Here is a 24,695-nt window from a genome sequence, read left to right as displayed (position 1 = left end):
TCAGGCCGCGCGGTCCTTGAGCTTGGCCAGTCGCGCGTCGATCTCCGCGCTGTCGCCGAGCGCGTCCAGCGACTCGAACTGCGCGTCGAGCGAGGACGCGGCCAGTTCCTCCTTGCCCTTGGCCCTGGCCTCCTCGCGCCGCACCTTGTCCTCGAAGCGGCCCAGCTCGCTGGTCGGGTCGAGCACGTCGATGTTCTTGACCGCGTCCATCATCTGGTTCTGCGCCTGCGCGGACTTCGCGCGCGCCACCAACGAGTCGCGCTTGCCCTGGAGTTCGCCCAGCTTGGCCTTCATCGAGTCCAGGCCGGACTTGAGCTTGCTCACGATCTCGTTCTGCGAGGCGATCGTCGGCTCGGCCGTCCGCGCCTCCTTCTCGGACTGGAGCTGACGGCCCAGCGCGATCTTGGCGAGGTTGTCGAAGCGGTCGGCCTCCGCGGCGTTGCCCGAGGCGCGCTGCTCGTCGGCCTTCTTGCTGGCCGCCAGCGCCTTGTCGCCCCACTCCTTGGCCGCCGCGACGTCCTCGGCGTGGTCCTGCTCCATCAGCCGCAGATTGCCGATGGTGGTGGCCACCGCCTCCTCGGCCTCGCGGATGTTGGTGGTGTAGTCCCTGATGAGCTGGTCCATCATCTTCTGCGGGTCCTCGGCCTGGTCGAGGAGGGCGTTGATGTTGGCCTTGGCGAGCTGGGTCACCCGGCCGAGGACGGTCTGCTTCGTCATGGTCGTACTCCTTGCGTGTCCGTATCCGTGGGCCAGAAAGGGCCGGAAAGAGGGGCCGGAAAGTAGGGGCCGGAAAGGAAGGGGGCGGATAGAAGGAGGGTCAGGGGAGTTCAGAAGCGGCCGCCGCCGCCCATCCGGCCGCGGGTCTGGCCGCCGCCGAAGCTGCCGGGTCCCGAGCCGCCGCCCCCGAAGCCCCCGCCGAAGCCGCCGCCGAAGCCGCCGCCGCCCCGGCCGCGCCCGCCGCCGAGGATCTCGCCGAGGATGATCCCGCCGAGCACCGCGCCGCCCATGCCGCCGCCGGAGCGCCGGCCGCCGGGCCCGCCGAAGCCCCCGCCGTACCCGCCGACGTCCCGCCGGGCCGCGTCCTGCGCCTGCCGGGCCAGCCGGTCCGCCTCCTGCGCGTGCGCCAGCGCGCCCGCCGCGTCGGAACCGGCCAGCGCCTCGGCCTGCTGGAGCCGCCGTTCCGCCTCGGTGAGCCGGGTACGGGCCTGGCTGCCGACCGCGCCGCGGTTGGTGGTGACCATGTCGCGGGCGGCGGCCACCTCGCTGCGCGCCCCCAGCAGCGCCTGGTCCAGCAGCCCGCGCGCCCGCTGCTCGCTGACCTCCCGCTCGCGGGCCCCGGCCAGCGCCTCGTCCAGCGCCGCGTCCGCCTCCTCGACCCGGCGCAGCCCGGCGATCGGGTCGTAGCGCCCCGCCGCCAGCTCCTGCCGTACGTCGGCCACGACCGTCTCGGCGCGGGCGATCCTGCCCTGGAGGTCGGCGGTGGAGACCCCGGCGGCGGTGCCGCCGAGCAGGCCGCGGGCCTCGGCGAGGTCGGTGTCGGCCTCGGTCAGTGCGTCCCGCAGCTTCCCGTCGGCCTCCGCCAGCTCCTGGGCCCTTCGGGTGACGGAGTCGGTGAGCATGACCGCCTGGTCCAGCGCGCCCTCGGCGGCCCGTACGTACACGGCGACCTTGCCGTGGTCGGTGCCGACGGCGGCCCTGGCCTGTACGAGGCTGGCGTGGGCGAACTCCAGCCGGTCCCTGGCCTCCGCCGGGTGGCCGGTGACCGGGTCGAGCGCGGCGTCCGCGTACTTCTGGGCCAGCGGCGCCAGGGACGCCTCGGCGGTGTCGATCCGGCTCGGCAGCGCCGCCGCCTTCGCCTCGGCCTGCTCCAGCACCTCCGGCGCGTTCGCCTCCAGGGCGCGCAGCCGGTCGAACGCCTCGGACTCCGCGTCCAGCCGCCGGTTGGCCTGGGTGCAGCGGGACAGGATCTCGTCCAGCATCTGCCGGCGGGTCGCGTCGTCCTCGGGTATCGCGTCGTCGAGCTGCTGCCGCAGCCGGAAGGCCGCGGTCAGCTCGGTCTTGGCGTACTCGACGGCCTCGGCGAACGGCCGCGCGGCCTCCTCGCCGAACTGCGCCGCCGCGAAGCCCACGTCCTCCTGGCTGGTGCGGACCGCATCGTCGGTCTCCACCAGCAGGTGCTTGGCCTGCGAGTCCAGCTCGGGCAGCGGGGTCGGCTGCGGGGCGCCCCAGCCGCGCTCGCCGGGCGCCGGGCGGGCGGGCTGCCGCGGGCCGCGCTTCCTGCGGAACGCCCACACCCCGACCGCGCCCGCGGCGCCGACGGCCACCACCGGAATCCACAGGTCGGCCGCGGAGTCGCCCGGAGGCGCCCCGCTGCCGCCCGGGTCCGCGGTGCCGGGGGTGATCGAGGGGACGGTCACCGGAAGGCCGCTGAGGACCGCGTCGTAGCCGGTGGCCGCGCCGATCGCGGCGCCCGCCCAGTCGTTCTGCCGCAGCGCGGGCTCGACGGCCTGGCTGCTGACCTCGTTGAGCTGGGCCGCGGTCAGGCCGGAGTCCTGGTCGGCGGAGACCGCGTACTGCCGGTCGTGGGTGGCCACCGCCAGCAGGACGTCCCGCTGGCCCAGGCCGTTCTTGGTCGCGGTCGCGTTCGCCCAGTCCTGCGGAGCGCGGCCGGAGAAGGTGCGGACGTACGCCACGAAGAGCTGGACGCGCTGCTTCTGGTAGAGGCCGTCCAGCGCCGTGACGACCTGCGGCTGCCGGTCGCCCAGTGCGCCGACCTTGTCGGTTATCTGGCCGGACCTGGACAGCGTGATCGGGTCGTCCGCCCGTGCCGACGGCGCGCCGGACAGCAGCATCAGGGCGCCGAGCGCCGCAACGATTCCCGCGAGTCGCCGCATGCGTACCGCGCCCTTCGCCGCGCCACGGCCGCTTGCCGCGTGCTCCTTTTCGGAGGCTATGTCCGGTGTGTCCGGAGCGCGACTCGGAGTTCCGTTCCCGCCAGCCCGCCAGCCCGCCCCGCCAGCCCCGCCCGCCTGCTCCCCCTGCCCGCCCCGCGCGGGGCGGGCGGGCAGGCAGGCAGGGGAGAGGGGAGCTACTCGCCGCGGCGGCGGATCTTGTTGCCCAGCCAGATCAGCGGATCGTACTTACGGTCCACCGCCCGCTCCTTGAGCGGGATCAGCGCGTTGTCGGTGATCTTGATGTGCTCCGGGCACACCTCGGTGCAGCACTTGGTGATGTTGCAGTAGCCGAGCCCGTGGTCCTCCTGCGCGGACGAGGCGCGGGTCAGACCGGCCTCGGAGGCCGCGTCCAGCGGATGCATGTCCAGCTCCGCGATCCGCATCAGGAAGCGCGGCCCGGCGAACGACGTCTTGTTCTCCTCGTGGTCGCGCACCACATGACAGGTGTCCTGGCACAGGAAGCACTCGATGCACTTGCGGAACTCCTGCGAGCGCTCCACGTCGACCTGCTGCATCCGGTACTCCCCGGCCGCGACCCCCTTCGGCGGCACGAAGGCCGGGACCTGCCGGGCCTTGTCGTAGTTGAAGGAGACATCGGTGACCAGGTCGCGCACGACGGGGAAGGTCCGCATCGGGGTGACCGTGATCGTCTCCTCCGGTGCGAAGACCGACATGCGGGTCATGCACATCAGCCGCGGCCGTCCGTTGACCTCCGCGCTGCACGACCCGCACTTGCCCGCCTTGCAGTTCCAGCGGACCGCCAGGTCGCCCGCCTGGGTGGCCTGGAGGCGGTGGATGATGTCGAGCACGACCTCGCCGTCGTTGACCTCGACCTGGTAGTCGCGCAGCTCGCCGCCCTCGGCGTCACCGCGCCACACCTTGAAGTGCGCTTCGTAACTCACCCGTCGAGCTCCTCGTCCGTCAGGTATTTGAGCAGCTCGTCCCTGTCGAAGAGGTCGAGCAGGTCGCCCCGGATCGGGTCCGTCGCGCGCCGGCGCAGACCGATCTGGCCGTGGTCGGGGTCGGTGGCGGCCAGGCCCCCGGTGGGGTCGGTCAGCTCGCAGACCAGATTGACCTTGCGCCAGGCGCGGTCCATCTCCGGATGGTCGTCGCGGGTGTGGCCGCCGCGGCTCTCGGTCCGCTCCAGCGCGGCACGCGCCACGCACTCGCTGACCAGCAGCATGTTCCGCAGGTCGATCGCCAGGTGCCAGCCGGGATTGAACTGCCGGTGCCCCTCGACGCCCGCCCGCCGCGACCTGGCCCGTAGCCCGGTCAGCCGGTTCAGCGCGTCCTCCATCTCGGGACCGCGCCGGATGATGCCCACCAGGTCGTTCATCACCTGCTGGAGCTCCTGGTGCAGGGTGTACGGGTTCTCTGCGGGCCGCGCCCCGCCCGCCTGCGCGCCCCCGCCCGCCTGCGCGCCCCCGGCGGCCTCCGCCGCGTCCGCGTCCTCCGCGCTGAACGGCCGCAGCGCCTCGGCCGCCGCGGTGTCGATCTGCTCCTCGGGTACGACGGGACGCGCGCCCTCGACGAACGAGGCCGCGTACCGCGCCGCGTGCAGCCCGGCCCTGCGGCCGAAGACCAGCAGGTCGGAGAGCGAGTTGCCGCCCAGCCGGTTGGAGCCGTGCATGCCGCCCGCGACCTCGCCCGCCGCGTAGAGCCCCGGCACCCCGCGCGCCGCGGCGGTGTCCGGGTCCACGTCGACGCCGCCCATCATGTAATGACAGGTCGGGCCGACCTCCATCGGCTCCGCGGTGATGTCGACGTCCGCCAGCTCCTTGAACTGGTGGTGCATCGACGGCAGCCGCCGCTTGATCTCCTCGGCGGGCAGCCGCGTCGACACATCGAGGAAGACGCCGCCGTGCGGGGTGCCGCGCCCGGCCTTCACCTCGGAGTTGATCGCGCGCGCCACCTCGTCGCGGGGCAGCAGCTCCGGCGGTCGGCGGTGGGTGTCAGGGGCGGAGTACCAGCCGTCGGCCTCCTCCTCGGACTGCGCGTACTTCTCCTTGAAGACGTCCGGCACGTAGTCGAACATGAACCGCTTGCCGTCGCTGTTGCGCAGCACCCCCCCGTCGCCGCGCACCGACTCGGTGACCAGGATGCCCTTCACCGACGGCGGCCAGACCATGCCGGTCGGGTGGAACTGGATGAACTCCATGTTGATCAGCGGCGCCCCGGCCAGCAGCGCCAGCGCGTGCCCGTCGCCGGTGTACTCCCAGGAGTTGGACGTCACCTTGAAGGACTTGCCGATGCCGCCGGTCGCCAGCACCACCGCGGGCGTGTCGATCACGAACAGCCGCCCGGACTCGCGCACGTAACCGAAGACGCCCGCGACCTTGTCGTCCTGCTTGAGCACGCGGGTGACCGTGCACTCCTGGAAGACCTTCAGCCGCGACTCGTAGTCGCCGGTCTCCGCGAAGTCCTCCTGCTGGAGCGAGACGATCTTCTGCTGGAGGGTGCGGATCAGCTCAAGGCCCGTACGGTCGCCGACGTGTGCCAGCCGCGGGTACTCGTGGCCGCCGAAGTTGCGCTGCGAGATCTTGCCGTCGGGGGTGCGGTCGAACAGCGCGCCCCAGGTCTCCAGCTCCCAGACCCGGTCGGGAGCCTCCTTGGCGTGCAGCTCCGCCATCCGCCAGTGGTTGAGGAACTTCCCGCCGCGCATGGTGTCGCGGAAGTGCACCTGCCAGTTGTCACCGGAGTTGACGTTGCCCATGCTGGCCGCGATGCCGCCCTCGGCCATCACCGTATGGGCCTTGCCGAACAGCGACTTGCAGATCACGGCGGTACGCATGCCCCGCTCCCGGGCCTCGATCGCGGCCCGCAGCCCGGCGCCGCCCGCGCCGACCACGACCACGTCGTACGCGTGCCGTTCGACTTGTGTCATCTCAGAAGAACCTCGGATCGTCGAATACGCCGCTGGAGACCAGATAGATGTAGAGGTCGGTGAGGCCGACGCTGATCAGGGACGACCAGGCGAGCAGCATGTGACGGCCGTTGAGGACGCCGACCCAGCCCCAGAGGCGGTAGCGCACCGGGTGCGCGGAGAAGTGCCTGAGCTTGCCGCCCATGATGTGCCGACACGAGTGGCACGACAGCGTGTACGCCCAGATCAGGATGATGTTCACGAGCAGGACGACCGTGCCCAGACCCATGTGGCCCCAGCGGTCGTGCTCGTCGCGGAAGCCGAGCACCGTGTCGTAGGTGAGGATGCCCGCCACCGGCAGCGCGAAGTAGAAGAAGTAGCGGTGCACGTTCTGCAGGATCAGCGGCAGCCGCGTCTCGCCGGTGTACTTCGCGTGCGGTTCGGCGACCGCGCAGGCGGGCGGCGAGGCCCAGAAGCCCCGGTAGTACGCCTTGCGGTAGTAGTAGCAGGTCAGCCGGAAGCCGAGCGGGAAGACCAGCACCAGCAGGGCCGGTGACAGGCCCCACCAGTCGCCGAACAGCGGCCAGTTGGCGCCGCCCTTCATGTCCGCGCAGTTCGACGCCAGGCACGGCGAGTAGAACGGCGAGACGTAGGGCGCCGCGTAGTAGTGGCTGTTGGCGAAGGCCCGCCAGGTCGAGTAGACGACGAAGGCCGCCAGGCCGAGCGCGGTGACCAGCGGTGGCACCCACCACCGGTCGGTCCGCAGATGCCGTTCGGAAATGGCCGCGCGCCCCGGCGTCAGGACGCCGCGGCGCGCGGTGGGGGAGGGGGTGGTTCCGGTGGCCAAGGAGGACTCCGAAGGAACGGGGGAGGGGACGCCGCCGGGTGCGGGCGCCGAGGGGTGCGGGGGTGGTACGGCCGCCGCGGGCCGGTGCCGCGCGCTACGGCGCGTGCCGGTGCGGCGAGCCCAGCCCCTCGTCCTCCGCGTCGGCCCACAGGCCGCGGTCGTACGGCGCGTCCGGGATCGTCACCATCTCGACCTTGCGGATGCCCGCGGTCGTCGGGACGGCCTCGTGCAGCAGAGCCAGGCTCTCCCGCAGATGGGCCGCGTCGGCCCGCACCCTGCGCATGTCCAGGCTGTCGCCCACGTGCTCGTCCAGCCGCCCGACGCAGCGCATCAAATCGTCGAGCCGCCGGGTGACCGACGTCAGATCGTCTTGCAGGGACATACGGATGCCTCACCTTCTCCGCCGTGCGGGGGTGATGCGGTTGATGACGCTGCCGCGCCTGGAAGTGTCGCGCGTCACACCTTCGGTTGGGAAGACGCGTGCACCAATTCCCCTCCGGGGCGGTTCGCCGGTCTCCGGGCGCGCCGCCCGCCCGGCCACCCCGCGCAGTCCCCCGCGCCCCTCATGGGCCGCCCCCCGCGCCAAGGGGCCGTCCGGGTGGAAGAGCGGGGCATTGCGGTCGTGTCGGGGCGGAGAGCCGCTCCTCGTCCCCTCCACTGGGAAGTGATTACCCGGAAATCAGGCCAAATGAGTATGTCCCCGGTCTATGCCGGGCCGCCGGAGGTGTCCGATCCATGAACCGCAGCGCGAACCCACCCGTATTGCGCGCCGCCGTGGCGCTGACCGCCGGGGCGGCCATGACCCTGACCGCCTGCTCCTCGGGCGGCGGCGCCGCCGGGACGGCGGGCACCGACATCGCGACCGTCTCGCGCGCGGGCGTCCGCGACGGCGGCACGCTGCGCTGGGCGACCGATGAGCTGCCCCGCACGCTGAACGCGTACCAGGCGGACGCGGACGCCGACACGCTGACGATCGCGGGAGCCACCCTCCCGGCGATGTACCGGCTCGACGGCCACGGCTCCCCGCGGGCCGACAGCGACTTCCTGGCGAGCGCGGACGTCGCGCAGTCACCGCGCCAGGTGGTCACGTACCACCTGAACCCCAAGGCGAAGTGGAGCGACGGCCAGGCGGTCGGCGCGGCCGACTTCGTCGCCCAGTGGAAGGCGCTGAACGGCAAGAACAGCGCCTTCTGGACGGCCCGCAACGCCGGTTACGACCGGATCTCCGACGTCCGGCAGGGCAAGGACGCCCAGCAGGTCGACGTCACCTTCGCCAGCCCGTACGCGGACTGGAAGTCGCTGTTCAGCCCGCTGTACCCGAAGTCGGTGACCAGTGACGCGGACACCTTCAACGACGGCGTGCGCACCAAGCTGCCGGTCGTCGCGGGCCCCTTCGCGGTCGAGGCCGTGGACACCAAGAAGGGCACCGTCACGCTGGACCGCAACAAGGCGTGGTGGGGCGAGCCCGCCAAGCTCGACCGGATCGTGCTGACCGCCGTGCCGGTGGACAAGCGCCCCGCCGCGCTCGCCGCGGGCGCCCTCGACCTGGCCGAGATCGACCCCGGCGCGGTCACCGCCGTGACCGGGACCAAGGGCCTGGCCGTACGGAAGGCGCCCGACGCCGCGTACGCGCAGCTCGCCATCAACGGCAGTACGGGACCGCTGGCTGACGAGCGCATCCGGCACGCCGTGGCCCGCGCCATCGACCGCAAGGCCATCGCCACCGCCGTGCTCAAGCCGCTCGGGCTGCCCGACGAGGCGCTCGGCAACCACCTGGTGCTGCCCTCGCAGGACGGCTACCGCGACAACAGCTCGGCGCTCGGCACCAACGACGTGCAGCAGGCCCAGGCGCTGCTGGCCGACGCGGGCTGGACGCGCAGCAACGCCAAGACCGGCGACCAGGCGGCCGGCGGCCCCGGCCGTACCGCGGCCTCCGGCGCCGTCACCGTCGTGGAGCCCGCAGCCGCCGTCAGCAAGGCGGGCAAGCAGCTCACCATGCGCTTCGTGCTCCCGGCGGACTCCCCGACACTGGACGACGTCGGCACCCGGATCGCCTCGATGCTCTCCGGCATCGGCATCCGCACCGAGATCACCAAGGTCGCGGGCGACAGCTACTTCCAGGACCACATCGCCTCGGGCGACTTCGACCTGGCGCTCTACTCCTGGCCCGGCACGGCCTACCCGGCCACCGACGACACCCCGATCTTCGCCAAGCCGGTGCCCGCCCCCGACGGCTCGCTGACCGTGGCGCAGAACTACACGCGGGTCGGCACCGACCAGATCGACCAGCTCCTGGACCGGGCGGGCGGCGAGCTGGACACCTCCGCGGCCCGCGACCTGACCTCCAAGGCCGACGCCCGGATCTGGGCCGCGGCCGGTTCCATCCCGCTCTACCAGCGCCCCGGCCTGGTCGCGCTGCGCACCACCGTCGCCAACGCGGGCGCCTTCGGCTTCCAGACCCCCGACTACCAGAACCTCGGCTTCCGCAAGTAGGCGCGCGCGGTCGCGGAAAACCGTGCGATTACGGGCCCCAAATCCCCTCTGAAGCCAGCCATCGGCGGCCGAGGGGGGTTGGGGCCCGTACCATGGGGTAAGGCCGCGGCGTGACCTTGCCCGGCAGGCGAGCGCGTCAACGAGGAACGCGACGTCCATCCACGATTCCGGGAGAAGCGCCGCAGCATGTCCACGCGCCACGATATTCGTAACGTCGCCATCGTCGCCCACGTCGACCACGGCAAGACGACCCTCGTCGACGCGATGCTCAAGCAGGCCGGCGCATTCGCCGCCCACCAGCATCTCGACGATCGGATGATGGACTCCAACGACCTGGAGCGCGAGAAGGGCATCACCATTCTCGCGAAGAACACCGCCGTGAAGTACCACCCCAAGGGCGGTGGCGATGTCATCACGATCAACATCATCGACACCCCGGGCCACGCCGACTTCGGCGGCGAGGTGGAGCGCGGCCTGTCCATGGTCGACGCGGTCGTGCTGCTGGTGGACGCCTCCGAGGGCCCGCTGCCGCAGACCCGTTTCGTGCTCCGCAAGGCGCTGTCGGCGAACCTGCCGGTCATCCTCTGCGTGAACAAGACGGACCGCCCCGACTCCCGGATCGACGAGGTCGTCAACGAGACGTACGACCTGTTCCTGGACCTGGACGCCACCGAGGACCAGATCGAGTTCCCGATCGTCTACGCGTGCGCGCGGGACGGCATCGCCTCGCTGACCAAGCCGGAGAACGGCACGGTTCCGGCCGACAGCGACAGCCTGGAGCCGTTCTTCTCCACGATCCTGTCCACCGTCCCGGCCCCCACGTACACCGAGGGCGCGCCGCTCCAGGCGCACGTCACCAACCTCGACGCGGACAACTTCCTCGGCCGTATCGCCCTGCTCCGGGTGGAGGAGGGCGAGCTGCGCAAGGGCCAGCAGGTCGCGTGGATGAAGCGCGACGGCTCGGTCAGCCAGGTCAAGATCACCGAACTGCTGATGACCGAGGCGCTGACCCGCAAGCCCGCCGAGATGGCGGGCCCCGGCGACATCTGCGCGGTGGCCGGTATTCCGGAGATCACCATCGGCGAGACGCTGGCCGACCTGGAGAACCCGGTCGCGCTGCCGCTCATCACGGTCGACGAGCCCGCGATCTCGATGACCATCGGTACGAACACCTCGCCGCTGGTCGGCAAGGGCGGCAAGGGCCACAAGGTCACCGCCCGCCAGGTCAAGGACCGCCTCGACCGGGAGCTGATCGGCAACGTCTCGCTCCGCGTGCTGCCCACCGAGCGCCCCGACGCCTGGGAGGTCCAGGGCCGCGGCGAGCTGGCGCTGGCCATCCTGGTCGAGCAGATGCGCCGCGAGGGCTTCGAGCTGACCGTCGGCAAGCCGCAGGTGGTCACCAAGGTGATCGACGGCAAGGTCCACGAGCCGGTCGAGCGGATGACGGTGGACTGCCCCGAGGAGTACCTGGGCGCGATCACCCAGCTCATGGCGACCCGCAAGGGCCGCATGGAGACCATGACGAACCACGGCTCCGGCTGGGTCCGCATGGAGTTCGTCGTCCCGGCCCGCGGCCTGATCGGCTTCCGTACGGAATTCCTCACCGACACCCGCGGCACCGGCATCGCGCACAGCATCTTCGAGGGCCACGAGCCGTGGTTCGGCGACCTGCGGACCCGTAACAACGGCTCCCTGGTGGCCGACCGCGCCGGTGTCGTGACGCCGTTCGCCATGATCAACCTCCAGGAGCGCGGCGTGATCTTCGTCGAGGCGACCACGGAGGTCTACGAGGGCATGATCATCGGTGAGAACTCGCGGTCCGACGACATGGACGTGAACATCACCAAGGAGAAGAAGCTCACCAACATGCGCGCCGCGTCCGCAGACAACACCGAGAACGTGGTGCCGCCGCGCAAGCTCTCGCTGGAGCAGTCGCTGGAGTTCTGCCGCGAGGACGAGTGCATCGAGGTGACCCCGGAGACGGTCCGCATCCGCAAGGTCGTCCTGGACCAGAAGGAGCGGGGACGCTCGGCCGCTCGGGCCAAGCGCTGACCGCGCAGCGCCCGTAGGGGCGCGGGGAGCCGCGCGACCAGACTCCGCCGCCGGACGGCGGGGACCGGTCACGCGCTCTCCGCGCCCCTTTTGGGCTTTTCGCACTGTCCGTTATCCGGACGTTCATCTCCGCTCAGCGGCGTAAGAAAGATCACACTGTCCGTTTCGAACCTGTCTGTGTACGTTCCAGATTGTCCGAATTTTGAGCAGGATCCTCTGCCCATCGTGACCGAAGCGAAACCAGACCCTGTTCCGAGCGACCTCAAACGTGCCCGATAGTGGACGAAGTTGAGCTCGGGTCAATGGGTCACGCGCTGATGGGGAGCGCCGACTCACGAGCACGGAAGGCCAGGCCCTTCTCCTGTCAGGGGTGTCAGGAGTGTCAGCGGCGACCGGCCTTCCTTTCACGTATCGACAGTGACTCCTGAGGAGGCAAACCCATGCGCGGTGCCAAGAGCGCCAAGTGGGTCATAGGCGCGGCAGTCGTCGCCCTCGCGGCAACCGCCTGCGGTTCCGGTGATTCGGACAACAAGGCCGGCGGTTCCAACGACGGCATCGTCAGGGCGTGGTGGGGAGACCCCCAGAACCCCCTGGAGCCGGCGAACACCAACGAGGTCCAGGGCGGCAAGGTCCTGGACATGATCTTCATGAACCTCAAGGAGTACGACCCCAAGACGGGGAAGGCCAACCTTGAGGCCGCTGACTCGATCACCACGACCGACCAGCAGAACTTCACCATCAAGATCAAGCAGGGCCTGAAGTTCTCCGACGGCACCCCGGTGACCGCCAACTCGTTCGTCGACGCCTGGAACTACGGCGCGCTGCTGACGAACAAGCAGCTCAACGCGTACTTCTTCGCGGACATCGACGGCTACGCCGCGGTGCACCCCGACAAGGAGGGCGCCGCCCCGACCGCGAAGACCATGTCGGGTCTGAAGGTCGTGGACGACACCACCTTCACCGTCAAGCTCACCCAGAAGTTCTCCACGTGGCCCGACCGCCTCGGCTACAAGGCGTTCGCGCCGCTGCCGAAGTCGTTCTTCACCGACCACGCCGGCTACCTGAACAAGCCGGTCGGCGACGGCCCGTACATGATCGACTCGTACAGCAAGGGCTCCAGCATGAAGCTGGTCCCGAACCCGAACTACACGGGCCCGAGCAAGCCGAAGAACAAGGGCGTGCTGCTGAAGGTCTACACCGACAGCAACACCGCCTACGCCGACCTCCAGGCGGGCAACCTGGACGTCCTGGACGACGTTCCGGCCGAGCAGCTCAGCCACGTGAAGTCGGACCTCGGCGGCCGCTACCTCAACCAGCCGGCCGGCATCATCCAGACGGTCTCCTTCCCGCTGAACCAGAAGGCGTGGAGCGCCCCCGGCATGGAGAAGGTCCGCCAGGGCCTGTCCATGGCGATCGACCGGAAGACCATCACCGAGAAGATCTTCCAGGGCACCCGCACCCCGGCCACCGACCTCACCTCCCCGGTGCTGGGCGCGGCCGGCGGTTACAGCGACTCCGTCGGCGGCGAGTCGGTCACGTACGACCCGGTCAAGGCGAAGCAGCTCATCCAGGAGGGCGGCGGCATTCCCGGCGGTCACATGACCATCGGGTACAACGCCGACACCGGCTCGCACAAGCAGTGGGTCGACGCGGTCTGCAACAGCATCAACAACGTGGTGGGCAACAACAAGGCGTGCGTCGGCGCCCCCACCGGCACGTTCGCGGACTTCCGCAACCAGATCACCAAGGGTGAGATGACCCAGCCGTTCCGCTCCGGCTGGCAGATGGACTACCCGCTGATCGACAACTTCCTGACGCCCCTGTACGTGACGGGCGCCAGCTCGAACGACTCGCACTACAGCAACCCGCAGTTCGACTCGCTGATCAAGCAGGCGAACTCGGAGCCGGACACCGCCAAGGCGATCGGGTTCTACCAGGACGCCGAGAAGATCCTGATGAAGGACATGCCCGTCATCCCGCTCTGGTACCAGAACGGTGGCGCCGGCTGGTCGTCCCGGGTGTCCAACGTGACGGAGAACGCCTTCAGTGTCCCCGTCTTCACCGACATCACGGTCAACAACTGACCTGATGCGGTAAGCGCGCCCGCCATGGCACCCCGTGGCGGGCGCGCGTTCGGGGGGAACTGACAGCAACCGCTCGCGGTGCGGAGGTCGGCCGGGGTCACAAGCCCCGGCTCACGTCTGCCCCGATCCCTGGAGGACAGATGGGGCGCTACGTCATTCGACGACTGCTCCAGATGGTTCCGGTCTTCATCGGAACCACCTTTTTGATCTTCGTCATGGTCTACGCGCTCGGCGACCCGGTGGCCGCCATGTTCGGCGACCGGGCGCCCGACCCCGCCACGGCGAACCAGATCAGGCACGACCTGTATCTGGACCACTCGCTGCCCGCGCAGTACGGGCACTACATGTGGCAGATCCTCAGCGGCAACTTCGGTACCGCCGCCACCGGGCAGCCGGTCACCGAGCTGATGGGCACGGCCTTCCCGGTCACCATCCGGCTGACCATGGTCGCCTTCGCGATCGAGGCGGTCGTCGGCATCGGGCTCGGCCTGCTGGCCGGGCTGCGGCGCGGACGGTTCGCGGACTCGGGCGTGCTCGCGTTCACGCTGCTCGTCGTGTCCATCCCGACCTTCGTGACCGCCTTCCTGCTCCAGTACTTCGTGGGCGTGAAGTGGGGCCTGGCCAATCCGGCGGTCGCCGAGGGCGCCCCGATCGGTGACCTGATCCTGCCGGGACTCGTCCTGGCCGGTGTCTCGCTCGCCTATGTGGCCCGGCTGACCCGTACCTCCGTCGCGGAGAACTCCCGCGCGGACTACCTGCGCACGGCCGTGGCCAAGGGCCTGCCCAAGCGCCGGGTGGTCACTGTCCACCTGCTGCGCAACTCGCTGATACCCGTGGTGACCTTCCTCGGCACCGACCTCGGCGCGCTCATGGGCGGCGCCATCGTCACCGAGCGGATCTACAACATCCACGGCGTCGGCTACCAGCTCTACCAGGGCATCCTGCGGCAGAATCCGCCGACCGTCGTCGGCTTCGTGACGATCCTGGTGATCGTCTTCCTGGCCGCCAACCTGCTCGTCGACCTGCTTTACGCGGTCCTGGACCCGAGGATTCGCTATGTCTGAGATGTCCGACGCCCGGAGCGCCGCGAACGCGATATCCACAGCGCCCGCCGGGCTGCCCGTGGACGGACCGCGCGGCCCGGGGGAGCCGTCGAAGCCGTCGCGTGACGCGGAGCGCGAGAAGCCGCGCAGCCTGTGGAACGACGCCTGGCACGACCTCAGCCGCAAGCCGATGTTCTACGTGTCCGGGCTGCTGATCCTCTTCCTGGTCGTCATCTCGATCTGGCCCAGCCTGATCGCCGGGGGCAGCCCGCTCTCCTGCGACCTCGCCAAGTCGCAGAACGGGGCGACCTCCGGGCACCCCTTCGGCTTCGACCAGCAGGGCTGCGACGTCTACACCCGCACCGTCTACGGCGCGCGCGCCTCGGTGTCGGTCGGCATCTTCGCGACCCTCGGCGTCACCGTGCTGGGCTCGCTCCTCGGCGGCCTGGCCGGTTACTTCGGCGGCTGGTGGGACTCGATCCTCTCCCGGATCAGCGACATCTTCTTCGGCATCCCGATCCTGCTCGGCGGCATCGTCTTCCTGTCCGTGGTCAAGGGCGGCAGCGTCACCACCGTTTCGCTCTTCATGATCCTGCTGGGCTGGCCGCAGATCGCGCGTATCGCGCGCGGCTCGGTCATCACGGCCAAGCAGCAGGACTACGTGCAGGCGGCGCGGGCACTCGGCGCGGGCAACGCGCGGATGCTGCTGCGGCACATCGCGCCCAACGCGCTCGCCCCGATCATCGTGGTCGCGACGATCGCGCTGGGCACGTACATCTCGCTGGAGGCGACGCTGTCGTTCCTCGGCGTGGGCCTCAAGCCGCCGGCCGTCTCCTGGGGCATCGACATCTCCCAGGCGTCCACCCAGATCCGCAACGCGCCGCACATGCTGCTGTGGCCCGCGGGCGCGCTCAGCGTGACGGTGCTGGCGTTCATCATGCTCGGCGACGCGGTGCGCGACGCCCTCGACCCCAAGCTGCGCTAGGAGGTACGGCGTTGACTGTCATCGATGAGACCGCGAGCGCCCCGGCGCCCGGCGTGCCGACGGCTCCGCTGCTCGAAGTACGGGACCTGCACGTCGAGTTCCACACCCGCGACGGTGTCGCCAAGGCCGTGAACGGCGTCAACTACTCGGTGAACGCCGGGGAGACGCTGGCCGTGCTCGGCGAGTCCGGCTCGGGCAAGTCCGTGACCGCGCAGGCGATCATGGGCATCCTCGACATGCCGCCCGGCCGTATCCCGCAGGGCGAGATCCTGTTCCAGGGCCGCGACATGCTCACGATGTCCGGCGAGGAGCGGCGCAAGCTGCGCGGCCGGAAGATCGCGATGATCTTCCAGGACGCGCTGTCGTCCCTCAACCCGGTGCTGTCGGTGGGCTACCAGCTCGGCGAGATGTTCCGGGTGCACCAGGGCCTGTCCCGCAAGGCCGCCAAGGCCAAGGCGGTCGAGCTGATGGACCGGGTGCGCATCCCGGCGGCGAAGGACCGGGTGAACGACTACCCGCACCAGTTCTCCGGCGGTATGCGGCAGCGCATCATGATCGCGATGGCGCTCGCCCTCGAACCCGACCTGATCATCGCGGACGAGCCGACGACCGCGCTCGACGTCACCGTCCAGGCGCAGGTGATGGATCTATTGGCCGAACTCCAGCGGGAGTTCAACATGGGCCTGATCCTGATCACCCACGACCTGGGTGTGGTCGCCGACGTGGCCGACAAGATCGCGGTGATGTACGCGGGCCGGATCGTCGAGAGCTCGCCGGTCCACGAGATCTACAAGAACCCGGCGCACCCGTACACCAAGGGCCTGCTCCAGTCGATTCCCCGGCTGGACCAGAAGGGCCAGGAGCTGTACGCGATCAAGGGGCTGCCGCCCAACCTGCTGCGTATCCCGTCGGGCTGCGCCTTCAACCCGCGCTGCCCGATGGCGCAGGACATCTGCCGGACCGAGGTGCCCGTGCTGCACACGATCGGCGACGGGCGCGGCAGTGCCTGCCACTTCTGGAAGGAGACGCTCGGTGAGTGACCTCTCGAACCGGGGTGAACCCATCCTCCAGGTGCGGAACCTGGTGAAGCACTTCCCGCTGACGCAGGGCATCCTGTTCAAGAAGCAGGTCGGCGCGGTCAAGGCGGTCGACGGCATCTCCTTCGACCTCTACCGGGGCGAGACGCTGGGCATCGTCGGCGAGTCCGGCTGCGGCAAGTCCACGGTCGCCAAGCTGCTGATGAACCTCGAACAGGCCACCGCGGGCGAGGTGTTCTACAAGGGCGAGGACATCACCAAGCTGACCGGGCGGGCCCTGAAGGCCGTCCGGCGCAACATCCAGATGGTGTTCCAGGACCCGTACACCTCGCTCAACCCCCGTATGACGGTCGGCGACATCATCGGTGAGCCCTTCGACATCCACCCCGAGGTGGCTCCCAAGGGGTCGCGCCGCAAGCGTGTCGAGGACCTGCTGGACGTGGTCGGCCTCAACCCCGAGTACATCAACCGGTATCCGCACCAGTTCTCCGGCGGCCAGCGGCAACGCATCGGCATCGCACGGGGGTTGGCGCTCAACCCGGAGATCATCATCTGCGACGAGCCGGTCTCCGCGCTCGACGTCTCGGTGCAGGCCCAGGTCATCAACCTGATGGAGAAGCTCCAGGACGAGTTCACCCTCTCCTACCTCTTCATCGCGCACGACCTGTCGATCGTCCGGCACATCTCCGACCGGGTCGGCGTGATGTACCTCGGGCGGATGGCGGAGATCGGCACCGACACCGAGATCTACGAGCACCCGACCCACCCGTACACCCAGGCCCTGCTCTCCGCCGTCCCGGTCCCGGACCCGGCCGCGCGTGAGCACCGCGAGCGGATCATCCTCTCCGGCGACGTGCCCTCCCCGGCCAACCCGCCCTCAGGCTGCCGCTTCCGCACCCGCTGCTGGAAGGCCGAGTCCCGCTGCGCCGAGGAGACCCCGCTGCTGGCGATCCCCGCCCGCTTCCAGGGCGGCTCCACCCCGGCCACCCACGAGTCGGCGTGCCACTTCGCCGAAGAAAAGGACGTCGTCGGCGCCGCCTGACGATCCCCCACCCCACAGGGGCGCCCCCCACCCCGGGGGGCGCCCCTCTCGCGCGCGTCAGGCGTGGCCGTCAGGCGTGGGCGGCTGTGTCGGGGGCCTGGAGGGTGCGCACCCCGGTCCGTACGGCGCTCCAGTCCGTACCCGGCTCGCGGTCCCGTGCGCGCCGCAACCAGGTTGCCCGGTCCCGGTGTTCACGCCGCAGCTGCTCGATGTCCGCTTCGACGCCGGGCACCGGGCCGGACTCCTCCAGTTCATTGATGCGCTGGTCCATCGCGGACAACAGCGCCCGGTCGAGTTCGGTGACCGCCGCGAGGAACTCGCTCGTCGGTATGGCCACCCGTCCCGACCGCGGGCCGACGAATTCGATCACGCCCTCCGGGTCGGCCTGATGCTCCCAGACGACCGTCACCGTGTCCTCCTCACCGACGACCGTGCGCCAGCAGCGGACGTGCGGGGCGATCCGCAGGTAGTCGGTGTACAGATAGCCCGCGCTGTGCCAGGCCAACGCGGCCTCGGCCTCCGGCGTTTCGCGCCATGTCCAGGCGGGCGAGGTGTCGGCCGCGACGTCCACCAGGTCCGGTGGCACGGGCTCCAGCGCCGCCGACACGAGCGCGATCATGTCCTCCCACAGGCGGACGACGTAGTAGTCCACATACGGGTGCGTTCGCCTGCCGTCACCGTCGTCCCGCAGTGCCCGGACCGTGGAATCGGAGTAGCGCAGCACCTCATGGCCGTCGAGGTCGACGCAGTACCAGCCCTCGGTCAGCCCGAACCAGTGCAGGACGGGCCGCTCGCGGCCCCACGGCGTGACCGACGTCAGGGGCGTCAGCTCGAAACGGAACCGGATCGCCCGGTCGGTGTGGATCACCGCTCCAGTGTCCCAGCGGAAGCGGCGTTCAGGCGTGGGCGGCCTCGCGGTCGGCTTGGCTGCGCAGGACGCAGAATTCGTTGCCCTCGGGGTCGGTGAGGACGGCCCAGCCGGTGCCGTCGGGGTTGCGGCGGTCGGTGAGGAGGGTGGCGCCGAGGGCGAGGAGGCGGTCGACCTCCTCGTCGCGGGTGGTGTCGGGCCGCAGGCACAGGTGGACGCGGTTCTTGACCGTCTTGGGCTCGGGCACCTGGTTGAAGTGGAGCAGGGGGCCGTCCGCGAGGAGCACCTGGACCTCCGGGTCGCCCGGCCGGTCCTCCGGATCCAGCGGACGGCCGGTGACGCCGCTCCAGAAGAGAGCCAGGCTGTAGGCGTCCGCACAGTCGATCGCCACGTTCTGCACTACCGAGACCATGGCCCGAGCCTTCCCGATCCCGGCGCCCGGCGCCACCGCATTCGGCGCCTCCCCTGACGAGGAGGCGTCGTACGCGTGGTCGGCCGGTGTTCAGTCGTTCGGGACGACCTGCTTCTCCTCCGCGAAGTGGCACGCCGAGTCGTGTTCGGCCGGGCCCGCCGTGCCGCGGAAGGCCGGGGGGATCGCCAGCAGCGGCTCCTCCAGGGTGCAGCGCTCCTGGGCCTTCCAGCAGCGGGTGCGGAAGCGGCAGCCGGAGGGCGGGTTGGCCGGGGAGGGCACGTCGCCGGAGAGGATGATCCGCTCGCGGTGCTCGCGGGCGGCCGGGTCCGGGACCGGGACGGCGGAGAGCAGGGCCTGGGTGTACGGGTGCGTGGGGTGCTCGTAGATCGCCTCGTCGCCGCCGATCTCGACGATCTTGCCGAGGTACATCACGCCGACCCGGTCGGAGATGTGCCGGACGATCGACAGGTCGTGCGCGATGAACATGTAGGAGAGGTTGAACTCCTTCTGGAGATTGCCCATCAGGTTGATCACCTGGGCCTGCACCGACACGTCGAGCGCGGAGACCGGCTCGTCGGCCACGATGATCTCGGGGCGCAGCGCCAACCCCCGTGCGATGCCGATGCGTTGCCGCTGGCCGCCGGAGAACTGGTGCGGATACCGGTTGATGTACTCGGGGTTGAGGCCGACCACGTCGAGCAGGTCCTGTACGCGCTTGCGCCGGTCGCCCTTGGGCGCGACCTCGGGGTGGATCTCGTACGGCTCACCGATGATGTCGCCGACCGTCATACGCGGGTTGAGCGAGGTGTACGGGTCCTGGAACACCATCTGGATGTTGCGCCGGACGGCCTTCAGGGCCCGCCCCGACAGCTTGGTGATGTCGTCGCCCTTGTACAGGATGCGTCCGGCCGTGGGCACTTCGAGGTTCATCAGCAGCCGGGCGACGGTCGACTTGCCGCAGCCGGACTCGCCGACGATGCCCAGCGTCTCGCCGGGGAAGAGGTCGAAGGAGACACCGTCGACGGCCTTGACCGCGCCGATCTGCTTCTTGAACAGGATGCCCTGGGTCAGCGGGAAGTGCTTGACCAGGTCGCGTACTTCGAGGATCGGCTCGTGCGCCGCCTTGACCGGGTCCTTGTGCATGACGGGCTGTTCACTCACCGAGCGTCTCCTTCCAGAAGTGGCAGGCGCTCGCCCGGTCGGGGCTCACCTTCGCCAGCGGGGGCACATCGGTGCGGCAGATGTCCTGGGCCATCGGGCAGCGCGGGTTGAAGGCGCAACCGGGCGGAATGTGCAGCAGGTTGGGCGGCAGCCCCTTGATCGCGTACAGCTCCTGGCCCTTCTGGTCCAGCCGCGGAATCGACTGCAACAAGCCCTTGGTGTACGGGTGCGCGGGCCGCTTGTAGATCTCGTGGACCGGCGAGGTCTCCACGATCCGGCCCGCGTACATCACGGCGATCTTGTCGGCCACGTCCGCGACGACGCCCAGGTCGTGGGTGATGAGGATCAGGCCCATGTTGAACTCCCGCTGGAGTTCGGCCAGCAGATCCATCACCTGCGCCTGCACCGTCACGTCGAGCGCGGTCGTCGGCTCGTCGGCGATGATCAGCGCGGGTTCCAGGGCCATCGCCATGGCGATCATCACGCGCTGCCGCATACCGCCGGAGAACTGGTGCGGGTACTGCTTGACGCGTTCGGCGGCGGCGGGGATGCGGACCCGTTCCATCAGCTCGACGGCCTTGATCCGCGAGTCCTTCTTCGACATGCCCTGGTGGGTGGTGAACATCTCGCCGAGCTGTTCCCCCACGGTGAGCACGGGGTTGAGGGACGACAGCGCGTCCTGGAAGACCATCGCCATCTTCGCGCCGCGGACCTTGCGCCGCTCCTCGCCGACCATCGTCAGCAGGTTCTTGCCCTGGAAGACGATCTCGCCCTTGGTGATGAAGCCGGGCGGCGAGTCGAGGATGCCCATGATGGCCTGCGCGGTCACGGACTTGCCGGAGCCGGACTCGCCGAGCACGGCCAGCGTCTCGCCCTCGGCCACCGAGTACGTGACGCCGTTGACCGCCTTGGCGACCCCGTCCCTGGTACGGAATTCGACGTGCAGATCGTGGACGTCCAGCAGATTGCCGCTGGGCGGGGCGCTGGTGTGTTCTGCGGCCAGGTACTCGGTGCTCATGTACGGGCTCCTCAGCGCAGCTTGGGGTCGAGGGCGTCGCGCACCGCGTCGCCGAGCATGATGAAGGCCAGCACGGTGATGCTCAGCGCGCCCGCGGGCCACAGCAGCATGTGCGGCGCGTTGCGGATCTGCGAGGACGCGTCGGAGATGTCGATGCCCCAGGAGACGGTGGGCGGTTTGAGGCCCACGCCGAGGTAGGACAAGGTCGCCTCCAGCGCGATGTACGTACCCAGCGCGATGGTGCCGACGACGATGACCGGCGCGACGGCGTTGGGCGTGATGTGCCGCAGCAGGATGCGGGAGTTGCCCGCGCCCAGCGCCCGCGCGGCCTGCACGTAGTCGTTCTCCCGCGAGGTGATCACCGAGCCGCGGGCGATACGGGCGATCTGCGGCCAGCCGAGCAGCACCATGAAGCCGATGACCGGCCAGACGGTGCTGTTGGTGACCACGGACAGGAAGACCAGGCCGCCGAGGATGACCGGGATGCCGAAGAAGATGTCGCTGATCCGGGAGAGGACCGCGTCCCACCAGCCGCCGAAGAACCCGGCGAGGCCGCCGAGGACGCTGCCGAGGAGGACCACGCCCAGGGTCGCGCAGACGCCGACGGTGACCGAGGCGCGGGCGCCGTAGACCACGCGCGTGTAGACGTCGCGGCCCTGCTGGTCGTAGCCGAAGGGGTGGCCGGGGCTCGCGCCCTGCTGGGCCTTGGACAGGTCGGCCTTCAGCGGGTCCTGGGTGGCGATCAGTCCGGGCCAGATCGAGATGATCACCAGGAAGAGGATGATCAGCGCGGCGATGATGAAGATGGGGTTGCGCCGCAGGTCGCGCCAGGCGTCCGACCACAGGCTGCGCGGCTTCTCCGCGGGGTCGCCGCCGTCGGGCCCCGGCCCCTTCTCCAGTGACCCGGCCTCCTCCGCCGCCAGGTCGAAGCCGCCGCCACCGCCCGCGGCCGAGACGGACTGGCCGGGGTCGAGCGGGTTGCTCTGTTCAGGCATAACGAATCCTCGGGTCCAGGACCGCGTACAGCAGGTCGACTAGCAGATTCGCCAGCAGGAAGACCAGCACCAGGATCGTGACGAAGCCGACCACCGTCGGCGAGTTGTTGCGCAGGATGCCCTGGTAGAGCTGGAAGCCGACGCCGTGGATGTTGAAGATGCGCTCGGTGACGATCGCGCCGCCCATCAGGCCGCCGATGTCGGTGCCGATGAAGGTGACCACCGGGATCAGCGAGTTGCGCAGCAGGTGCCGGAAGATCACCTTGCGGCGTGGCAGGCCCTTGGCGACGGCGGTGCGCAGATAGTCGGCGCGGGTGTTCTCGGCGATCGAGGTACGGGTCAGCCGGGTGACGTACGCGAGCGAGACCAGGGCGAGGACCAGGCCCGGCAGGATCAGTTCGTTGAACGGCGCGCTGGGCGAGACCGAGGGGCTGACCCAGCCGAGCTTCACGCCGAACAGGTACTGGAGCACGTAGCCGGTCACGAACGTGGGCACCGAGATGACGACCAGGGTCATCAGCAGCACCCCGGTGTCGATCGGCTTGCCGCGCCGCATGCCGGTGATCACGCCGAGCAGGATGCCGATGATGATCTCGAAGATGATGGCGACGATGGTGAGCCGGATGGTGACCGGGAAGGCGCTGCCCATCAGGGAGGTGACGGACTGCCCGTTGAAGGCGGTGCCGAAGTCGCCGCGGAAGATGTTCCCCATGTAGAGCAGGTACTGCTTCCACAGCGGGTCGTTCAGGTGCAGGTCCGAGCGGATCTGGGCAGCGGTGGCGGGGTCCGGTGCGCGGTCGCCGAAGAGCGCGGCGACGGGGTCGCCGAGCGCGTAGACCATGAGGAAGATCAGGAATGTGCTGCCGATGAACACCGGGATCATCTGGAGCAGCCGCCGGATCACATAGCGTCCCATGCGGTGCCTTCCGAAGGGCCTTCCGAGCAGTGACGGGGAGGGGCGGGAAGCGGAGCGGCCGGAGGCCGCACCGGGTTACCGGTGCGGCCTCCGGCGGACGTCACTTGACCTTGATCTCGTTGTAGACCGGGACGCTGAACGGGTTCAGCTCGACGTTGGTGATCTTGTCGGAGTACCCGGCGCTGCCGTTCTGGTACCACAGCGGGATCGCGGGCATGTCCTTGACGAGCTGGCGCTCGGCGTCCTGGAAGAGGCCGACGGCCTTGGCGGTGTCGGTCTCGGCGTTGGCCTGGTTGACCAGCTTGTCGAAGTTGGCGTTGCTGTAGTGCGAGTCGTTGGACGACGCGTTGGTGTAGTACAGCGGCTGGAGGAAGTTCTGGATCAGCGGGTAGTCCATCTGCCAGCCGGACCGGAACGGGTTGTCCATCTGCTTGTTGACGATCTTGTTGCGGAAGTCGGCGAAGGTGCCGGTGGGGCTGCCGACGCACGCCTTGTTGTTGCCCAGCACGTTGTTGATGCTGTTGCAGACCGCGTCGACCCACTCCTTGTGGGAGCCGGTGTCCGCGTTGTAGCCGATGGTGATGCTGCCGCCCGGCAGGCCGCCGCCCTCCTGGATGAGCTGCTTGGCCTTGGCCGCGTCGTACGTGCACTCGGCGCCGCACAGGCCCGCCTTGTAGCCGCCGGACGCGCCCAGCACCGGGGAGGTCCAGTCGGTGGCCGGGGTGCGGGTGTTCTGGAAGATCTGCTGGGTGATCTGCTGGCGGTTGATCGCCATCGACAGGCCCTGCCGGACCTTCGCGGAGTTCGCGGACGACCACCGCGAGTTGTACAGCGGGAAGGCGAGGGTCTGGATGATGCCGGCGGGCTGGTTGATGTACCGGTCGCCGAGGTCGCTCTTGACGTTCTTGAGCTGCGAGGCGGGGATGTCGTCGACCAGGTCCAGGTTGCCCGCCTGGAGGTCGGTGTAGGCGGTGTTGTTGTCGGTGTAGACCCGCAGGTCGACGCCGCCGTTCTGGGCCGGGTCCGGGCCCTTGTAGCCGTCCCACTTGCGCAGGCTCATCTGCGAGCCCTTGCTGTACGACTGGATGGTGTACGGGCCGTCGCCGATCGGCTTCTTCAGCCAGGCGGCGTGGTCGTCGAAGAACGCCTTCGGCAGCGGGTAGTACGCCGAGTACCCGAGGGTGTCGGGGAAGGTGGAGAACTTCTGGTTGAGCTTCACCTTGAACTCGGTGTCGCTGACCTTGGTCAGACCGGAGAGCGTGGTCGCGGAGGACTTGGCGCCCGCGGTGTCCGGGTGGACCTTGTCGTACCCGTCGATGTACTGGAAGAAGTACGCGTTGATCTGGGCGTTCTTCAGCAGCGCGCCGTAGTTCCAGGCGTTGATGAAGGAGTCGGAGGTGACCTTCTCGCCGTTGCTGAAGGTCCAGTCCGACTTGATCTTGATGTCGAAGGTCTGCGAGTCGGTGGTGGTGATCGAGTCGGCGATCATGTCGGTCGCCTTGCCGGTCTTCGGGTCGTACTTCTTCAGGCCGCGGAAGACCATGTCGAGCACCTTGCCGCCCTGCACCTCATTGGTGTTGGCGGGCTCCAGCGGGTTCTGCGGGTCGCCCCAGGAAGCGCGCACGACGCCGGAGCCGCTGCCGCCGCCGCCCCCACCGCTGTTGTTGCTGCTGCTGCCGCAGGCGGCGGCTGCCAGGGCGACGGCCGTCGCACAGACGGCCCACTTCAAGCGCGTGGCTCCGCGCATCGCGTGCCTCCTCATGGATCACAAATGACACTTAGTCACCCATGACACCGCAATAGAGCCAAAGTCGCACTTCTACTACTCCGTGTCGGCATGTCCAATGCGTTGGCCATGGCGCTACGCCCTGCCAGAAAGCCGTGTCACGGCCCGCATGAAGTGACCTGTCCGCGTCAAAAATGGA

The 24,695-nt window shown here is 69.5% G+C and carries 20 protein-coding genes; 7 read left to right on the top strand and 13 right to left on the bottom strand.

The features are described 5' to 3' along the window. The 6 genes from ACIOC1_RS07885 to ACIOC1_RS07860 all read right to left on the bottom strand — a co-directional run bounded on the left by ACIOC1_RS07885 (position 1) and on the right by ACIOC1_RS07860 (position 7,046). Positions 1–717 carry a PspA/IM30 family protein gene (locus ACIOC1_RS07885; RefSeq protein ID WP_391049258.1) on the bottom strand — a complete coding sequence of 239 codons (717 nt, stop codon included), beginning with the start codon at positions 715–717 and terminating at the stop codon, positions 1–3. A gap of 110 nt (positions 718–827) precedes the next feature. Beyond that, the gene (locus ACIOC1_RS07880) at positions 828–2,894 is read right to left on the bottom strand and encodes a TPM domain-containing protein (RefSeq protein ID WP_401852588.1); all 2,067 of its coding nucleotides are present in this window, start codon (positions 2,892–2,894) and stop codon (positions 828–830) included. Between the two features lie 194 nt (positions 2,895–3,088). Then, on the bottom strand, positions 3,089–3,856 hold the full coding sequence (locus ACIOC1_RS07875; RefSeq protein ID WP_355348299.1) for a succinate dehydrogenase/fumarate reductase iron-sulfur subunit: 768 nt from the start codon (positions 3,854–3,856) through the stop codon (positions 3,089–3,091). Continuing rightward, complete coding sequence (locus ACIOC1_RS07870) at positions 3,853–5,838, bottom strand: fumarate reductase/succinate dehydrogenase flavoprotein subunit (protein ID WP_391161666.1); 1,986 nt, start codon at positions 5,836–5,838, stop codon at positions 3,853–3,855. Before ACIOC1_RS07870 ends, ACIOC1_RS07875 begins: the two co-directional genes overlap by 4 nt. A 1-nt stretch (position 5,839) precedes the next feature. Beyond that, positions 5,840–6,664, bottom strand: a complete 825-nt coding sequence (locus ACIOC1_RS07865; protein ID WP_355348294.1) for a hypothetical protein — start codon at positions 6,662–6,664, stop codon at positions 5,840–5,842. A gap of 94 nt (positions 6,665–6,758) precedes the next feature. Continuing rightward, complete coding sequence (locus ACIOC1_RS07860) at positions 6,759–7,046, bottom strand: hypothetical protein (protein ID WP_355348291.1); 288 nt, start codon at positions 7,044–7,046, stop codon at positions 6,759–6,761. Positions 7,047–7,399: 353 nt separating this feature from the next. On the opposite strand from ACIOC1_RS07860, the gene ACIOC1_RS07855 reads away from it, so the two are divergent. The 7 genes from ACIOC1_RS07855 to ACIOC1_RS07825 all read left to right on the top strand — a co-directional run bounded on the left by ACIOC1_RS07855 (position 7,400) and on the right by ACIOC1_RS07825 (position 17,400). Beyond that, positions 7,400–9,157, top strand: coding sequence for an ABC transporter substrate-binding protein (locus tag ACIOC1_RS07855; protein WP_391161665.1), 1,758 nt, complete (start codon positions 7,400–7,402; stop codon positions 9,155–9,157). Positions 9,158–9,343: 186 nt separating this feature from the next. After that, a complete protein-coding gene (typA, locus tag ACIOC1_RS07850; RefSeq protein WP_391161664.1) occupies positions 9,344–11,209 on the top strand; it encodes a translational GTPase TypA in 1,866 nt (621 codons plus the stop codon). A gap of 440 nt (positions 11,210–11,649) precedes the next feature. After that, positions 11,650–13,293 (top strand): ABC transporter substrate-binding protein, encoded by a 1,644-nt coding sequence (locus ACIOC1_RS07845; protein WP_391049267.1) that lies wholly within the window; start codon positions 11,650–11,652, stop codon positions 13,291–13,293. Positions 13,294–13,433: 140 nt separating this feature from the next. After that, the gene (locus ACIOC1_RS07840) at positions 13,434–14,357 is read left to right on the top strand and encodes an ABC transporter permease (RefSeq protein ID WP_188285682.1); all 924 of its coding nucleotides are present in this window, start codon (positions 13,434–13,436) and stop codon (positions 14,355–14,357) included. 1 nt (position 14,358) lies between these two features. Continuing rightward, positions 14,359–15,321, top strand: coding sequence for an ABC transporter permease (locus ACIOC1_RS07835; RefSeq protein ID WP_355348360.1), 963 nt, complete (start codon positions 14,359–14,361; stop codon positions 15,319–15,321). 11 nt (positions 15,322–15,332) lie between these two features. Continuing rightward, a complete protein-coding gene (locus tag ACIOC1_RS07830) occupies positions 15,333–16,361 on the top strand; it encodes an ABC transporter ATP-binding protein (protein ID WP_401852584.1) in 1,029 nt (342 codons plus the stop codon). Beyond that, a complete protein-coding gene (locus tag ACIOC1_RS07825; RefSeq protein WP_355348275.1) occupies positions 16,324–17,400 on the top strand; it encodes a dipeptide ABC transporter ATP-binding protein in 1,077 nt (358 codons plus the stop codon). Before ACIOC1_RS07830 ends, ACIOC1_RS07825 begins: the two co-directional genes overlap by 38 nt. Before the next feature lie 70 nt (positions 17,401–17,470). Here the strand turns inward: ACIOC1_RS07825 and ACIOC1_RS07820 are convergent, their stop codons facing one another. From ACIOC1_RS07820 to ACIOC1_RS07790, 7 genes are all read right to left on the bottom strand, one after another. Continuing rightward, positions 17,471–18,268: a DUF5984 family protein gene (locus ACIOC1_RS07820; protein ID WP_401852582.1), complete on the bottom strand. Its 798-nt coding sequence runs from the start codon at positions 18,266–18,268 to the stop codon at positions 17,471–17,473. A 28-nt stretch (positions 18,269–18,296) separates the two neighbouring features. Continuing rightward, complete coding sequence (locus ACIOC1_RS07815) at positions 18,297–18,680, bottom strand: VOC family protein (protein WP_391049273.1); 384 nt, start codon at positions 18,678–18,680, stop codon at positions 18,297–18,299. 90 nt (positions 18,681–18,770) lie between these two features. Further along, positions 18,771–19,823 (bottom strand): ABC transporter ATP-binding protein, encoded by a 1,053-nt coding sequence (locus tag ACIOC1_RS07810; protein WP_401852792.1) that lies wholly within the window; start codon positions 19,821–19,823, stop codon positions 18,771–18,773. Positions 19,824–19,833: 10 nt separating this feature from the next. After that, the gene (locus ACIOC1_RS07805; RefSeq protein ID WP_355348260.1) at positions 19,834–20,859 is read right to left on the bottom strand and encodes an ABC transporter ATP-binding protein; all 1,026 of its coding nucleotides are present in this window, start codon (positions 20,857–20,859) and stop codon (positions 19,834–19,836) included. A gap of 11 nt (positions 20,860–20,870) precedes the next feature. Then, positions 20,871–21,854 (bottom strand): ABC transporter permease, encoded by a 984-nt coding sequence (locus ACIOC1_RS07800; RefSeq protein WP_355348263.1) that lies wholly within the window; start codon positions 21,852–21,854, stop codon positions 20,871–20,873. Then, positions 21,847–22,770, bottom strand: a complete 924-nt coding sequence (locus ACIOC1_RS07795; protein ID WP_355348266.1) for an ABC transporter permease — start codon at positions 22,768–22,770, stop codon at positions 21,847–21,849. The genes ACIOC1_RS07800 and ACIOC1_RS07795 overlap by 8 nt, the downstream gene beginning before the upstream one ends. 100 nt (positions 22,771–22,870) lie before the next feature. Further along, complete coding sequence (locus tag ACIOC1_RS07790) at positions 22,871–24,517, bottom strand: ABC transporter substrate-binding protein (RefSeq protein WP_355348269.1); 1,647 nt, start codon at positions 24,515–24,517, stop codon at positions 22,871–22,873. Positions 24,518–24,695 lie beyond the last annotated feature (178 nt).

The organism is Streptomyces sp. NPDC088197, assembly GCF_044741185.1.
Taxonomy (GTDB): Bacteria; Actinomycetota; Actinomycetes; order Streptomycetales; family Streptomycetaceae; genus Actinacidiphila.
This window is presented reverse-complemented; position numbering and strand designations above follow the sequence as displayed.